This is a genomic window from Rhodococcus sp. AH-ZY2, from assembly GCF_030916465.1.
GTDB classification, from domain to species: Bacteria; Actinomycetota; Actinomycetes; order Mycobacteriales; family Mycobacteriaceae; genus Rhodococcus; species Rhodococcus ruber.
Genome location: NZ_CP126458.1, coordinates 3,309,716 through 3,324,192, shown reverse-complemented (window position 1 = coordinate 3,324,192; position 14,477 = coordinate 3,309,716). Strand labels below are relative to the sequence as shown.

Here is a 14,477-nt window from a genome sequence, read left to right as displayed (position 1 = left end):
TGGCCCGGACACGGACCGGAGGTAGCCGACTTCGACCACCTCGCGTCGCTCGTCATCAGACGACTCGCCCTCCAGTGCTCTTGGGGGCAAAAGTGGCCGCCAAGCAGGGCAAGGATGAGCGGACACGACAGGGCTCACTCGACGAGGGGACGTGTAATTTACGCATTTCATGAGCTATCTCGCGGACTGTCAGCTGTATGGGCTGAGCGTTGGACCGCTCTCAATGCGGCTCAGTGCTGGCCCGGCATGTCGACCTCGTCGGGTGTCTGGTGGGGCGCTCGATCCGGGCGAGCTGCTGCCGGAGTGCTCGGCGGCCAGCGGTGGTGAATCCGGTTCCGACGTGGCCGATGTAGACCAGACGGTGGTCATCGTCGTAGGTGCCGAGGAGCAGTGACCCGACCCCGTCGCGGGCGGTGCCGGTGCCGTCGACCCAGCCGATGACGATGGCTTCGGTGTTGTTCCGGAGCGGTGTCTTGACCCAGGCGGGGGAGCGGCGGCCGGGCCGGTAGGTCGAGTCGACGCGTTTGGCCACCACACCTTCGAGTCCGTGTTCGCGCGCGAGGTCGAGCATCTTCCGGCCGTCGACGTCGGTCTGGTGCGGGGGAACCTGCACCCGCGGCCCCGGGGTCACGAGATCGGTGAGCATCGCCCGGCGCTCGAGGCAGGGCAGGCCGGTCGTCGACTGGCCGTCGACCTCGAGGACGTCGAACGCGAAGAACGACACCGGCGCTGCGGCGCGGAGCTGCGCGGTGGGCCGCTGTACGTGCATGCCGCGTTGCGGCCGGCTGAATGACGGCCGGCCCTTCTCGTCGAGGGCGACGACCTCACCGTCCACGATGCCTTCCCGGCCCCTGAGCGCGCCGGAGAGCACTTCGGCGAGTTCGGGGAAGGAGTTGGTGGCCTCGTTGCCGTTGCGGCTGAACAGGCGGCACTCACCGCTCCGGACGACGGCGATCGCACGTTGTCCGTCCCACTTCCACTCGAACGCCCACCCAGAGCCCGTGGGCACATCGCCGAGCGTGGCCAGCATCGGTGGGGGCGCAGTCTGCGCGGAGGGCATGCACCGAGTGTGCGCGGCTGCCTACGGATTCGCTGGTTTCTTACCCTTTTTTCGGCGCCGTCTGCGGGTGCTGGCTTCCTTGACCGCTGGCTCGCTCTGCGCTCTGTCAGTCAGGCGGTAGACGTTTCGACGCCGCTGGGTATCAAAGGCAGTCGGCCGGGCCCCGGACGACAGACTCTCCCGCTCCACTCTGAGCAGCTCCAGCTTCTGGAGTTCCTTCGTTCCGTTCGAGCGAGTCTGAGCCGAGATGTTGTAGCGCGTGGGGAACTCTGAGGTGCTGAACCACACCCTTTCTCCCTCGCCACCCTTCTCTGCGAGCAGGATCAACAACATGGCGAGCCCCGGTCCGCTGAGCGCCTGCATGTAGCCCTGAGTCCAGAGCTTTCCCGGGACCTTGAAGTACATCTGCGCAGCACGCTGGTCTGGGTTCGCATTGTTCGCCATCGCGAAGCTGTATCCGGTCGAGGGAAGCCCGTACGAGGCGCCCGATCCCGACTCATCTCGAAGTGTGACGATGTTCGGGTAGCCGGGTTGGGCGGTCAGCGAGATCAGCTGGGCAGACTCCAGGGTGCGCATTGCATCTTTCACCCGTCGCGCTCCCTTTCCCTCCGGGTCCTCGAGGTCGAGCAGAGTGGCCCACGCTCGTGCAGGTTTGTCGGTGGAGAAGGGAGCCGTCGAGCATCGCCACAGCAGCGCGAGGTACAGCTTCACTGCTACGACCCCGCTGCGGCCCCCGCTGTAGATCTGCGCGAGTGGTGCGATCGGCCCGGCGCCCTCGGTCATGGGTCGAACGAAGGACTTGCGCACGGGAGTGTCGATCCGCCGGGTAGATGCGGCAAGTTGCCGCGCCATGTCGAGGGACACCGTCGACACCGTCACCGCAGGGCGAGGCGAAGGGAGAACTATCGTCCCGAAGAAGTCCTCCAGGTTCTCCACGAAGGCACGGCCCGCCGCCACTGTCGCTGCGGTTTCCCTCTCCCTGTTATCCACCGTTATCCTGTGACCTCTCTACTTATGGCTATAAAGGATCCTTTTGTCTCTATAGAAAGGTACCCCCTATCTCTAGGTAAGCAACCTGTCTCCCCTTGTGGAAGGTATTGAATCGGGGCATAATAGTCGGAAATAGTTTAAGTGTCAAACCCGAAAGTTGACGATCTTGGTCACGGCCTGCTACTGTCTCCATGTCCAGGAGAGACCCGGTTGGGACCTCCGCTCACCGGCGGAGGGCGTGCCCCGACCCAGAATCTTCGCTTCGGGGGTCTTCCCGGTTGGAACCCTTCGGGGATGTGTCCCAACCCAGAGGAGTTAACCGGAAGTGCCCGCGGTGACGGGTGGGCAGCTGCTGTACGGAGACGTCGAGCCGAACCACCGACGCTCGTCCTCCGAGGCTGGGATCGGAGCTGCGTGTGACCGCGGTAGCCCGATCAGCTTGCACCAGCCTCAACAGCACACGAAGGGCGCGCCGCTAGAGGTAGTGGCGCGCCCTTCGTGCTGTCCGGCGCGACCGAGCTGACGCCGACGGCCGACATGATCACGGCAGAATACCCGGATGCGCATCTTCCGCGAGCTGCACCAGGACGACGATCCATTCCGCAGGACCCAGAGACAGGACCCATCGCCCACCAAGGACGAGGGTGACCTGTTCAGCCACCGCCCCAGCCCGCGGAAGATCCGAATTCTCTTGGACACCGAGAGTTTCCCCGCCGACACGGGCAGCGCAATCGAGCTTTTCGACTCGCTGATCACGCACCCGCGGGTGTTCGCGCTCTCGGTCGAGACCAGCACGATCACCTCGACCGACACGTCGGCTCCGACCTCCGCCGGAATGCTGAAGGTCCACGACACCACTGCAGACGCGGGACGGTTCAAATACCCAGGCCCGCAGTACAGCTGGTCGATCGACGACGAGGACGTACACCCGGACGGATCTGCGACCCAGGCCAAGCACGGTTCAACCAGCCCGGAGAGACACACCTGTGAAACGGTGCAGGTCTACCGAGACCTCGAGCGACAGCACCGAACCGACTTCCGCCTGACCGATGCCGTGAACTACGCGATCGTGGCAGAGGTAACCCGTGATGCAGGGTTCGACATCCTGGTCTCGGAAGCCCCGGTCGCCGCGTGCCGGCTGCTTCCGATGCACGACCGGGTGGTGGTGGTCTCGCGAGCCGAGGCGGTTCCGATCCTCGCCCACTACCTGCGCCGACAGCACATTTTCCAGGCTGGCCCGGCGTGCAGAGTCACGCTGAGTCGCCACACTTAAGCGAAATGTCCTAACTCGGGTCGTAGAGCAGCAGGTTCAGATCCCCCGCGGTGGCGGCATGCTCGAAGCAGCGTCGTGCGATGTCGTCGCGGTAACCGTGGCCAGTGCACCGCTTCAGGGTCCGCACGAAGGTGTTGCGGTGGGCCGGGGCGATCCCGATCTCCCGCAGCACTCTGCCCGCATCCGCAACCGACGTCGGTTCGACGAGGTGGGCTGCCACGAGCTGGAAGAACGCGTCGTTGTCGATGACATCGAAGCCGAGACGCCGCCAGGCAGCAGCGATGACCTCGATCAACCAGCGGGACCGTTTCCCGGTGATCGTCGGTGCAGAGCTGGTGGTGCCGAGGTCGAGGTCGAGCTCTTGTTGGCCGGCGAGCAGTTTGGTTCGAGCGGTTTCGAGCAGGGCGGCGAGTTCGCTGTCGGTGTGGGCCGATCCGAGGTGCTCGAGGACCTTGTCGCGGCGGCCCTGCTTGGCCGCGATCTGCACCGCGGTCGCTCCCGAGGCGGTGCGGACTTTGCGGATGTAGGCGGCCACGAGGCGGAGTCTACTGAGCCGTTAGTGTGCCACTTTCCGGCAACGCACCGCCGCTACCTGCACAAATGTCCGCGACTACCCCGGAAACCGACTTACCTGGTGCAACTCAGGCTGCACGAACAGCGGGTCCGGCGAGTTCGGGTCCAGTCGAATGAGCACGGGACCCAGCATATTGTTCTATTTGAATTAGAACAAGCCGGTCACCTGCGACGGTCGGGTACCCCGGTCGCTGCCGAGCTGCGGCAGGGGGTCAGTCGAGGGCCTGCCATCCGCGATGGAGCATGTCGAGAGCCTCGTGCAGCAGCGCGTCCCTGTCGGCGGGGACCGAGGCCGGAATCTGATGCAATGCGGTCAACCGCGCGATGCCGTAGGCGGTGCCCCATGCGGCCGCGCACCGGCGCAGAACGTCGGCTTCGTCGATGCTTGCGGGTTGGCAGGCCGCGACGGTGTCGTGCAGCAAGTCCCAGTAGTCGGCCGCGGCCTGCTGCAGGCGTGGGTGGTCGGCCTTGTCGACCGTGGGTCCGTAGGCCAGGTCGTGCACGTGGGGGTTGTCCCGCACGAAGCGCACGTAGGCGTCGGCGAGGGCGTGGAGCCGGTGCAGGGGGTCGGGGCCTGCGGCTTCGACGGCGGCGGCGGCCGTCGCCGCGGCCCGCCGGAGTCCGGTCCCGGCCACCGCCGCGAGGAACCGGCGCTTGGTGCCGAAGTGCACGTAGGGCGCCTGGTGGCTCACGTCCAGTTGTTGTGCCACCCGGCGCAGGCTGAGCCGTTCCGCGGGCTCCTCGCGCAACTGCTCGAGTGCGGTCTGGAGCAGGCGTTCGTCGAGGCTCGGGCTCGTCCGCCCGGCTCCCGGGCCCCCATTGACACTGTCAACCATGCGGAGGACCATAGCACTTGACAATGTCAACCGGGAACCGGAGGCGGTGAGGGCGATGACCCGGAAGATCTCGACCGGAGTGGGCTCGCTGGCCGTGCGAGTGCGGGGCCAGGGTCCGACCGCCGTGCTGTGGCACAGCCTGTTCGTCGACGAAAGATCCTGGGGCCGAGTCGAAGACGAGCTGGCAACCGAACGGCGGGTCGTGTCCGTCACCGGCCCGGGGCACGGGGCGAGCGATGATCCCGGCCGGCGCTACACCCTCGCCGAATGCGCCGCGGCGGCCGGAACGATACTCGACGAACTCGGCGTCGACGAACCCGTCGACTGGATCGGCAACGCCTGGGGCGGCCACATCGGCATCGTCTTCGCGACCGACGCGGCGCCGCGCTGCCGGACGCTGGTGACGCTGGGGACGCCCGTCCAGGCGCTGAACCGGACGGAGCGCGCACGCACGGTATTCCTCCTCGCCGCCCACCGGATGCTCGGCCCCGTCGGCTTCATCCGCTCGGGGGTGACGAACGTATTGCTCTCCGCCGCAACGAGGAAACGCGATCCGGAGGCGGTCGCCCTCGTCGGGGACTGCCTCGTCCGCGCCGACCGGGCGGCACTGCGCAACGCGGTCGTCTCCATCTCGCTGCACCGCCCCGATCTGACCGACCGTCTGCCCGGGCTGTCCGTGCCGACCCTCTTCGTCACCGGCAGCGACCACAAGGGGTGGACGCCGGAGCAGGCGCGCGCGGCGAGCCGCCTGGTGCCGCAGGGCTCGTGCGCCGTCGTGGACGGCGCCGCGTACCTCGTCCCGCTCGAGGCGCCCGCCGAGACGACGGATCTGGTGCGGCGATTCTGGTCGGCGTCGGTGCCGGAGTACCCGTGACGGCGTTCGACGCCGTTCACAGTCCGCGTCGCATCACCGCCCGCGGCCACCGATCCAGACCGCGGGCGGCCTCCTCACGACGGATCCGGCGCAGGCCCGGACCGAGGTCGTCGTCGCGCACGAACTCGAAGCCGAGCCGCCGGTAGTAGGGCCCGTTCCAGGGGACGTCGACGAAGGTGGTCAGCGTCAGCGCGGGCAGCGCCCGAACGCGTGCCCAGGTCGCGAGGTGATCGATCAGGACCCGGCCGAGCCCGCGGCGCGCGTGCTCGGGATGCACCGACACCTGCGCGACGTGGGCGGTGCCGTCGACGATCTCGGCGAGTAGGTAGGCCACCGGGCGGTCGTCACCGTCGGTACCCACCCACACGCGCCCGGCGGTCACGTACTCGCGCAGCTCCGCGAGCGTGGGCGGCGCGTCGTCGGCGACGGCGTCCATGCCGAGCTCGGTGAACGCCCGTCCGGCCGCACGTTCGATGTCCTGCAGCAGCGGCAGGTCCGCCGCGGTGGCCGGGCGGATGCGGTGCGCGGCGTCCTGCGGCGGCAGGTCCTTGGCGAAGTACAGCGACGAGTCCGAACAGGCGTACTCACCGAACCGCTCGGCCAGCGGAACGTACCCGGCCGCCGCGTACATCGCGAGCGCCTCGGGCTGCTCGGTGCCGGTCTCGAGCACCATGCGGCGCCGGCCCGCCTCGGCGGCGGTGCGCTCGAGCTCGGCCAGGATCCGCCGCGCCACGCCTCGTCGGCGCAGACCCGCGCGCACGTACATGCGCTTGATCTCGGCGTCGCCGTCGCGCAGTCCGGGGTGCGCCGAGTTCCGCGCCCGCCATCCGCCGATGCCGGCCGGGACGTCGTCCAGCGACGCGAGCAGGAAGATGCCGTGGGGTGGATCGAACTCCTGCGGGTGCAGCAGCGTGTGGTCGGGACCGCCGTACCGGCGGACGTATTCGAGTTGCACCTCGTCGACGAGCGAGTGCACCGCGGCGTCGTCGAGGGAACGCGGTTCGATGTGCACGCCCGCAGGCTAGCGCGCGGAATACTGGGAGCATGAGCACCGTCGCCGACGGAGTGGACTTCGTGGCCGCTCCGTGGCTCTACCCCGGACCCGCCGCGCCGGGGACGGGCCTGCTCACCCGCGACGGCTACCACCGCGCACGTGCTCGCGCCGACTTCGGTGCGAGCACCCTGCGGCTCGCCGGTACCAGCCGGACCGTCGACGGCGCGCTCCGGGCGGCCGGCGTCGACGGCGTCCGGGACCGGCGTCTCGTCGTCGCCGTGGGGTCCAACGCCTGTCCCGCGGTGGTGGCGCGCAAGTTGACGGCCGGGCACGTCGACCCCACCGTGCCTTTCCTGCGCGCGACGGTGACGGGCATGGCGGTCGGGCACAGCGCCCACGTCAGCGTGGCCGGTTACGTCGCGGCGACCGCGTTCCGCCGGCCGGGGGCCCGCACCGCGGTGTTCGCGTCGCTGCTGGACCGGGACCAGCTCGCGTGCCTCGACGCGACGGAGCCGAACTACACGCGCCGCGCCGTGACCGCGGACGAGTGCATTCTCGCGATCGACGGGGGAGCGCGGCCGGTGGGCTTCGACGTGTACGTCTCGAGGTGGGGCACCCTCGCGCCGCCCGGGGGGTCGCCGATACCGCTGCAGACCCAGGAGGCGCTGTTCGGCACACTGCTGCGCGAGTGCGCCGGCTTCGCGGCACTCGTGGGCCGCCGACCGCACGAGTATCGGTCCGTGATGACGGAACTCGCCGGAGCGGCAGACCTGCGCGCCGCCCTGCGACGGTCGTTCGCCGCGTCGGGCTGGGCCTCCCGCAGCGGCTTCGGCGACTGATCCGGGTGCCGAAAGACGGGTGCGGCCGCTCGGCCGATGCGGCGACGACACCCCGAATCGATCCCGGTCACGACCGGCCCGTCTCCTCCAGACGACGGCGCAGGTGCGCGCGTTCGGGTTCGGTTCCGGCCAGCTCGAGTGCCCGCCGGTAGGCGACGGCGGCCTCGTCGTCGCGGCCGAGCCGGCGCAGCAGCTCCCCGCGGGCCGTGAGATACGGGTGGTAGCCGCGCAGCCGGGGCTCGTCCGCGAGGGCGTCGAGCAGCACCAGACCGGCCTCCGGACCGTCCCGCATCGCCACCGCCGCGGCGCGGTTGACCGCGACGACCGGCGAGGGCGCCAGGGTGGTCAGGACGTCGTAGAGCGCGACGATCTGCGGCCAGTCGGTGGAGGCGACGTCGGCGGCCTCGTCGTGCAGCGCGGCGATCGCGGCCTGCACGCCGTACGGGCCCGGCGGGCCACCGGTCAGCGCCACGGGCACGAGAGCGGTGCCCTCGGCGACGAGAGCGCCGTCCCAGCGTGCACGGTCCTGGTCCGCGAGCAGAACCACCGCGCCCTCCGGCCCGGTCCGGGCGTCGCGGCGCGCGTGGGTCAGCAGCATCAGGGCGAGCAGCCCGGTCACCTCCCGCTCACCGGGCAGCAGCCGGTGCAGGATCCGGGCCAGCCGGAGAGCCTCGTCGGCGAGGTCCGGACGCTGCAGGTCCGGCCCGGAACTCGCGGCGTATCCCTCGGTGAAGATCGAGTACAGCACCTGCAGTACACCCGGCAACCGCTCCGGCAGTTCGTCCCGCTCGGGCATCCGGAACGGAATGCGGGCCTGCCGGATCTTCTTCTTCGCCCGCACGATCCGCTGCGCCATCGTCGCGGTGGGGACCAGGAAGGCCCGCGCCACCTCGGGCGTCCCGAGCCCGGCCAGGCACCGCAGGGTCAGCGCCACCCGGTCCTCGGTCGCCAGCGCCGGGTGAGCGCAGGTGAAGTACAGCTGCAGGCGCTCGTCGGGCACGTCGCTGCCGGCCACGGGGGTGGGAGAGTGGTCCGCCCGATCCGAATCCACCTGCAGGACGGCCAGCCGGGCGGCGTAGGCCTGATCCCGCCGGAGCCGGTCGACGGCCTTGCGCCGCGCCGTCGTCAGCAACCAGGCCCCCGGCTTGACCGGCACGCCCCGGACGGGCCAGTGCACCAGCGCCGCTTCGATCGCCTCGCCGGCCACGTCCTCGGCCAGGTCGAGGTCGCCGAAGCGGTGCACGAGGGCGGCGAGCAACCGCCCCCGCTCCTCCCGGAACACCGCTTCGACGGCTGCGTCGACCCGCGCGCCGGCGCCCGGCCCGTCCGTCGCGGTCACTGCCCGAAGTCGGCGATCGGCCGCACCACCACGGATCCACCGCCGCGCGCTCCGGGGCAGCGGGCCGCCCAGTCCAGCGCGACGTCGAGGTCGGGCACGTCGACGACGTAGAAGCCGCCGAGAACCTCGCGCGTCTCGGCGAACGGCCCGTCCGTGGTGACGGATCGCGCCCCGTCGGGACCGACCCGCACGGTCGTGGCGGTGGTCAGGTCGGCGAGCGATTCCGAGGCGACGACGACTCCCGCCTCCTGGATCTCCTTGTCGAAGACCATCCACTCCTCGACGGTGCACTGGTCGCCGGCCTCGGCCGATGCGGCGTTGATCAGCATCATGTACTTCATATCGAGCCCTTCTCGTAGGGTGGGTGTCCTGCCCGGCAGGGTTGCCGTACGACATGACGACGAACGGAACCGGGTCGGATCGACAGGAGCCGCCGGTTCGTTCCGGACTACGGCCGCGCCGGGTGTCGCGCGGAGGCATGCAGCCGGGGTGAGGAGGCATTCATGAGCGTGCCGCGACGGCTCGCCGCCCTCGTCTCGATCGCCGCGACGGTGCTCGGGCTCACCGCGCTGGTGGCCTCCGCGACGGACGTGGCGAGCAACGCCGTGATCGCCTGGGCGTCGCTCGGCCCGTACCTGCTGCTCGGGACGGTGGCGGGTGCGGTCGTCGCCGCCCTCGCCCGGCGCCCGGTTCTGCTGGCCTCGGCGCTCGCGGTCGTCGCCGCCGGAGCCTGGACCCTGGGACCGTTGTACGTACCGGGTGTCCGGGACGACCGGCCGGCCTCGACTTCCGGTCCCACGATCCACGTGATGCAGGCCAATCTGATGGTCGGGCAGGCCGACCCGGATGCGCTGGTCCGGACGGTGCGCGAGCGGCGGGTCGACGTCCTGACCGTGCAGGAACTGACCGAGGACGCGGTGGCCGCGCTGCGGGTCGCGGGACTCGACGACCTGCTTCCGCACCGCTTCCTGGCCCCGACGCCGACCGGCGGTGCGGGCGCCGGGATCTACAGCCGGTTCCCCGTCTCGGCCGGCCGCACGCTCGACGGGTTCGGGCCGACGAACCTGGCCGCGACCCTGGACACCGGCCCCGGGCGGCCGCTGATCCTGTACGCCGTGCATCCCGCGCCCCCGTACCTGACACCGGCTCCGGCGTGGGCGGCCGAGCTCGAACGCCTGGACGAGGAACTCGAGTCGGTGACCGGCCCGGCCCCGGTCGTGGTCAGCGGGGACTTCAACGCGACGTACTCGCACACCCGCTTCCGCGACCTCCTCGACTCCGGGTACGTGCACGCCGCGGACCGGGTCGGCGGCGGGCTCGTGCCGACGTATCCGGCGGACCGCCGCTATCCGGCCGTCGTCGGGATCGATCACATCCTCACCCGGGGCGCCACGGCGATCTCCCTCGACCGGATCGAGCTCCCCGGCTCCGATCATCACGGCCTCGTCGCCGTCGTCCGGCTCCCGCCGCCGGCCGGGGACGAGAGTTCCGGCGACGGCGAATAGCAATCTCACCGCACGACCCGCAGCCGGATGTCCGTCGCCACGGGGCCCTGGGTGGTGCCGAGACGTTCCAGCGCGAGCGGGTCGCCGACGAACGTCACCCCCGGAACCGGCTCGGCCGGCGGGCGGTGGGTGAGCACGAACTGCGGTCCGCTCCAGCCGCCACCGAACGCCTCGCCCTCGGTGGGTGTGCCCTTGTGCGGGTCGTCGCCGCGGAAGGTGCGGTTGCCGACGAGGAGCGCACCGATCTCGCCGACGAGTTCGTCGATCGCCGGATCCGGCCCCAGGTACGGCACCAGCCACGACATGTCGTCGCCGGGGCCGGCGATGAATCCGTCGATCGACATCGTGGCCGAGTACAGCAGCTTGCTCATGGCTCACCTTCCGCTCGCGGCGTCTCGATTCTGTCCGTACCGACCGCCGAACGGGCGAGAACTCGTCGCGGCACCGTGCTCCGCGTCCACGGGGACCGTCGCGCCGGCCGGACGAACGCGCTGCTCAGCGCGTCCACCGGCAGCGGGTGCCGGCTCGGGTCGAGCATGCACTCGCCACTGCCGACGGCGACCCGAAGGGCACACCCCTACCATCGGACCGGTGACCCGCGACCTCGCCACCGCCTACTGGCCCGACATCGAACCGGGCCGCGCGACGGTCGCGGTTCCCGTCGGCGCGCTCGAACAGCACGGGCCGCATCTTCCGCTCGACACCGACACCCGGATCGCCCGGGCGCTGACGGCAGCCCTGCCGGGTGTGCTCGTCGCGCCGGCCCTCGAGTACGGGGCCAGCGGCGAGCACGAGGGCTTCCCCGGCACCGTCTCGCTCGGCGCCGACGCGATGGAGACCGTCTTCGTCGAATACGGACGTTCGGTGTGCCGGTGGGCCGCGCGCCTGCTGTTCGTCAACTGGCACGGCGGCAACGTGCCCGCACTGACCAGAGCGGTGTCCCGGCTCCGGTACGAGGGCCGCGACGCGGCGTGGCTGCCGTTCGCCGTGCCCGGCGGCGACGCCCATGCCGGCGTCACCGAAACCAGCCTGCTGCTGCATCTGGATCCGCACGTGGTGGACACCGCCCGCGCCGAGAAGGGAAACACCGGCACCCTCGCCGACCTGATGCCACGAATGCGCACGGGCGGTATCGTCGCCGTGTCCGCGAACGGCGTGCTGGGGGATCCGACGCCCGCGAGCGCAGCGCAGGGGGCACGATGGTTCGCCGACATCGTCGATCGAGCGGCGGCACAGACGACCCGGTGGGAGCCGGATGCGAAAGGAAGACTCCGTTGACGAGCACGGCCCGACTGCCCGACGGATTCGGCGTCCGTATCGATCCGCGGGTGCGCGCCTACTCCGACGGTCGCGTGCTCATCGGCGGTTCACCCACGCGCATGCTCAAGCTCGCCCCCGCGGCCGCGGCGATGATCGGTGACGGCTACGTGAAGGTCGTCGACTCGCAGACCGCCGTCGTGGCGCGACGCCTGCTCGACTCCGGCGTCGGAAACCCCCGTCCCACCGCGTTGCCCGCCACCTCCGACGTCACCGTCGTGATTCCCGTGAAGAACAACCCGGCCGGGCTCGAGCGCCTGCTGGCCGCCGTCGAGGGCCTGACGGTGATCGTCGTCGACGACGGCTCGGACGTTCCGTTGTCCGCCCCGGCCAGGGACTCGCTCCGGGTGCTGCGGCACGAGCGGTCCCGCGGCCCGGCCGCGGCCCGCAACACCGGCCTGCGCGCCGCCACGACGCCGTTCGTCGCCTTCCTCGACTCGGACGTGGTGCCGCGCAAGGGCTGGCTCGAGGTGATGCTCGGGCACTTCTCCGACCCGGCGGTGGCGCTCGTCGCGCCGCGCGTCGTCGCGCTCGAACCCGACAGGGGCGCCCTGGGACGCTACGAACACGCGCGCTCGTCGCTCGATCTCGGCCGCCGCGAGGCCGCCGTCAAGTCCGGCAGCCCGGTCGCGTACGTGCCGAGCGCCGCGATCATCGTCCGTCGCGACGTGCTCACCGCGACCGGCGGATTCGACGAGACCATGCACGTCGCCGAGGACGTCGACCTGTGCTGGCGGCTGCAGGAGGCCGGCTGGCGGCTGCGCTACGAACCCGTCGCGCACGTGGCGCACGATCACCGCGTGGGGTTCCGGAAGTGGTTCACCCGCAAGGCCTTCTACGGCACCGGTGCGGCACCGCTCGCGAGCCGCCACCGCGGTTCGGTACCGACGATGTCGATGTCCGGGTCGATGCTGTTCGCGTGCGTGGCCGCCGCGAGCCGCACCCGCCTCGGGGCGGTCGGCGCGGTCGCGTCGCTGTCGGTGACGATGCTCCGGCTGCGCCGGATGTTCGCCGAACTCGACCAGCCGACCCGGATCGCGGCGGTGCTCACCGCGCAGAGCTTCGCCGGCGGACTGTGGCAGGTCGCCTCCGCGCTGTGCCGGCACTACTGGCCGATCACGTTCGTCGCCGCCGTGGTCTCGCCGAGAGTGCGTCGCGCGGTCCTCGGCTTCGCCGTCGCCGAGGGGCTGTGGGACTGGTACGGCCACCGCGAGGACGGCGGCCTCGACCCCCTGCGCTACGTGTTCTACAAGCGTCTCGACGACATCGCCTACGGCGCCGGACTGTGGTGGGGTGCGGTCGTCGCCCGGGATGCGGCGGCGCTCGCGCCCCGCATCCAGGGTTGAGCGGGGTAGTCGCGCCCGTGGCCGCGCCGGCGCACGCCGACGTCGTCGTCGTGGGGGGTGGCAGTTGCGGCTGCGTGCTGGCCGCCCGGCTCAGCGAGGATCCCGACCGGACGGTCCTGCTGCTCGAGGCCGGCCCCGGCTACCGCTCCATCGCGGACACCCCGTCCGCGGTGCTCGACGCGACCGTCCTGCCGGTCGGTCCGGACAGCCCGTGGACCTGCGCCTACCCGGTCCGGCTGACCCGACGTCGCCCGTCCGTCGTCGCCCGCGGCCGGCTGCTGGGCGGCTCCGGCGCGGTCAACGGGGCGTACTTCGTGCGGGCCCGCCCGGACGACTTCGAGGCCTGGCCGCCGTCCTGGTCGTTCGATCGGGTGCTGCCGCATTTCCGCGCCACCGAGACCGATGCCGACGCCGGGACGGGTGTGCACCGTCGCTGGCACGGGACGTCCGGTCCCGTGCCCGTCGCCCGTACGCCGTGGGAGCGGCTGCACCCGGTCGGTGCCGCATTCCACGACGCGGCCCTCGCCGCCGGACATCGCCGGATCGCCGACCTCAACGCGCCCGGACCGGACGGGGTGGGCCCCGTCCCGCTCAACATCCGCGACGGGATGCGCGTCGGTCCGGCCCACGCGTACCTGCTGCCCGCACTGACCCGGCCGAACCTGACCGTGCGCACGGGAACCCGCGTGCGCCGGGTCGTGCTCTCGGGGTCGCGCGCGGTCGGCGTCGAGACCGAGGACGGCGAGACCGTCGGCGCCGGCCACGTCGTGCTCGCCGCCGGTGCGATCGGCTCCCCGCAGCTGCTCATGCTCTCCGGCATCGGCGCCGGCGCCGAGCTGACCCGCCTGGGCGTCACCCCGCGGATCGAGCTCCCCGGGGTCGGGACGGGCTTCACCGACCACCCGGAGATCGCCGTCCCCTACCGGTACCGCGCCCCGCAACCCGGACCGGCCCCGGTCCTGCAGGTCGTCCTGCACACCGGCAATCTCGAGATGCGCCCCTACACCGCACCGTTCGCCGCGTCCGTCCCCGGAAGCGGCGTCGCGGACCCCGTTCTGGGTGTGGTGCTCACCCGTCCCCGCAGCCGCGGCACGATCCGCCTCGACCCGGCCGATCCGACGCGGCCGCCGCTGCTGGACTACCGCTACCTCGAGGACCCGGGCGACCGTGCCGACCTGCGCGACGGGGTCGCGCACGCCGCGCATCTGCTCGCGGCGATGCCGGACGTCGTGGACCGGACCGGGGTCGATCCCGACGCGTTCGACCCCGGCGACGCCTGGCTCGAACAACACCTCGGGACGTCGCTGCACCTGTCCGGGAGCTGCCGGATGGGCACCGACGAGGCGGCGGTCGTCGACGACCGGTGCCGGGTGCACGCCACCGAGGGACTGAGCGTCGTGGACACGTCCGTGTTCCCGCAGGTGCCCGGCCGCGGCCCGCACGCGACGGCGGTGATGCTGGCGGAGCGGGTGGGCACGGGGGCGGGCTTGTGACTCGGGTTACAGTTGTCCGGAGGAGGAACCGGCAGATG

General features: G+C 71.2%; 15 protein-coding genes. 7 read left to right on the top strand and 8 right to left on the bottom strand.

Annotated features, from left to right (window positions below; translation table 11 throughout):
• Nucleotides 1-220: 220 nt before the first annotated feature.
• Together QNA09_RS16075 and QNA09_RS16070 are read right to left on the bottom strand one after the other, a co-directional pair.
• The gene (locus QNA09_RS16075; RefSeq protein ID WP_234575038.1) at nt 221-1,060 is read right to left on the bottom strand and encodes an RNA ligase family protein; all 840 of its coding nucleotides are present in this window, start codon (nt 1,058-1,060) and stop codon (nt 221-223) included.
• A 21-nt stretch (nt 1,061-1,081) separates the two neighbouring features.
• Nucleotides 1,082-2,050, bottom strand: a complete 969-nt coding sequence (locus QNA09_RS16070; RefSeq protein WP_152693036.1) for a hypothetical protein — start codon at nt 2,048-2,050, stop codon at nt 1,082-1,084.
• Between the two features lie 559 nt (nt 2,051-2,609).
• Here QNA09_RS16070 and QNA09_RS16065 point away from each other — a divergent pair.
• Nucleotides 2,610-3,323: a hypothetical protein gene (locus QNA09_RS16065; RefSeq protein WP_048773922.1), complete on the top strand. Its 714-nt coding sequence runs from the start codon at nt 2,610-2,612 to the stop codon at nt 3,321-3,323.
• Nucleotides 3,324-3,333: 10 nt separating this feature from the next.
• On the opposite strand, the gene QNA09_RS16060 is transcribed toward QNA09_RS16065, so the two are convergent.
• Together QNA09_RS16060 and QNA09_RS16055 are read right to left on the bottom strand one after the other, a co-directional pair.
• Complete coding sequence (locus QNA09_RS16060; RefSeq protein WP_308071977.1) at nt 3,334-3,858, bottom strand: hypothetical protein; 525 nt, start codon at nt 3,856-3,858, stop codon at nt 3,334-3,336.
• Nucleotides 3,859-4,108: 250 nt separating this feature from the next.
• Nucleotides 4,109-4,732: a WHG domain-containing protein gene (locus QNA09_RS16055; protein WP_308071976.1), complete on the bottom strand. Its 624-nt coding sequence runs from the start codon at nt 4,730-4,732 to the stop codon at nt 4,109-4,111.
• Between the two features lie 55 nt (nt 4,733-4,787).
• Between QNA09_RS16055 and QNA09_RS16050 the strand changes: the two genes are divergently transcribed.
• A complete protein-coding gene (locus QNA09_RS16050) occupies nt 4,788-5,606 on the top strand; it encodes an alpha/beta fold hydrolase (RefSeq protein WP_010591939.1) in 819 nt (272 codons plus the stop codon).
• A 16-nt stretch (nt 5,607-5,622) separates the two neighbouring features.
• Here QNA09_RS16050 and QNA09_RS16045 read toward each other — a convergent pair whose 3' ends face one another.
• Nucleotides 5,623-6,618, bottom strand: a complete 996-nt coding sequence (locus QNA09_RS16045) for a GNAT family N-acetyltransferase (RefSeq protein WP_017679985.1) — start codon at nt 6,616-6,618, stop codon at nt 5,623-5,625.
• Nucleotides 6,619-6,650: 32 nt separating this feature from the next.
• Between QNA09_RS16045 and QNA09_RS16040 the strand changes: the two genes are divergently transcribed.
• On the top strand, nt 6,651-7,439 hold the full coding sequence (locus QNA09_RS16040) for a hypothetical protein (protein WP_017679984.1): 789 nt from the start codon (nt 6,651-6,653) through the stop codon (nt 7,437-7,439).
• 67 nt (nt 7,440-7,506) lie between these two features.
• Here the strand turns inward: QNA09_RS16040 and QNA09_RS16035 are convergent, their stop codons facing one another.
• Together QNA09_RS16035 and QNA09_RS16030 are read right to left on the bottom strand one after the other, a co-directional pair.
• Nucleotides 7,507-8,778, bottom strand: coding sequence for an RNA polymerase sigma factor (locus QNA09_RS16035; RefSeq protein ID WP_010591936.1), 1,272 nt, complete (start codon nt 8,776-8,778; stop codon nt 7,507-7,509).
• Entirely contained in the window at nt 8,775-9,119 is a 345-nt protein-coding gene (locus QNA09_RS16030; protein ID WP_010591935.1) for a YciI family protein, read from the bottom strand. Before QNA09_RS16030 ends, QNA09_RS16035 begins: the two co-directional genes overlap by 4 nt.
• Nucleotides 9,120-9,281: 162 nt before the next feature.
• On the opposite strand from QNA09_RS16030, the gene QNA09_RS16025 reads away from it, so the two are divergent.
• Nucleotides 9,282-10,283 (top strand): endonuclease/exonuclease/phosphatase family protein, encoded by a 1,002-nt coding sequence (locus QNA09_RS16025; protein ID WP_010591934.1) that lies wholly within the window; start codon nt 9,282-9,284, stop codon nt 10,281-10,283.
• A gap of 5 nt (nt 10,284-10,288) precedes the next feature.
• On the opposite strand, the gene QNA09_RS16020 is transcribed toward QNA09_RS16025, so the two are convergent.
• A complete protein-coding gene (locus tag QNA09_RS16020; RefSeq protein WP_010591933.1) occupies nt 10,289-10,654 on the bottom strand; it encodes a dihydrofolate reductase family protein in 366 nt (121 codons plus the stop codon).
• 220 nt (nt 10,655-10,874) lie between these two features.
• Here QNA09_RS16020 and mftE point away from each other — a divergent pair, with 220 nt between their 5' ends.
• From mftE to mftG, 3 genes are read left to right on the top strand one after another with little or no spacing between them, the layout of a single operon-like run.
• Entirely contained in the window at nt 10,875-11,561 is a 687-nt protein-coding gene (mftE, locus tag QNA09_RS16015; protein WP_010591932.1) for a mycofactocin biosynthesis peptidyl-dipeptidase MftE, read from the top strand.
• A complete protein-coding gene (gene mftF, locus QNA09_RS16010; RefSeq protein ID WP_010591931.1) occupies nt 11,558-12,946 on the top strand; it encodes a mycofactocin biosynthesis glycosyltransferase MftF in 1,389 nt (462 codons plus the stop codon). Before mftE ends, mftF begins: the two co-directional genes overlap by 4 nt.
• Before the next feature lie 17 nt (nt 12,947-12,963).
• Entirely contained in the window at nt 12,964-14,439 is a 1,476-nt protein-coding gene (mftG, locus tag QNA09_RS16005) for a mycofactocin system GMC family oxidoreductase MftG (RefSeq protein ID WP_017679982.1), read from the top strand.
• The last annotated feature ends 38 nt before the right edge of the window (nt 14,440-14,477 follow it).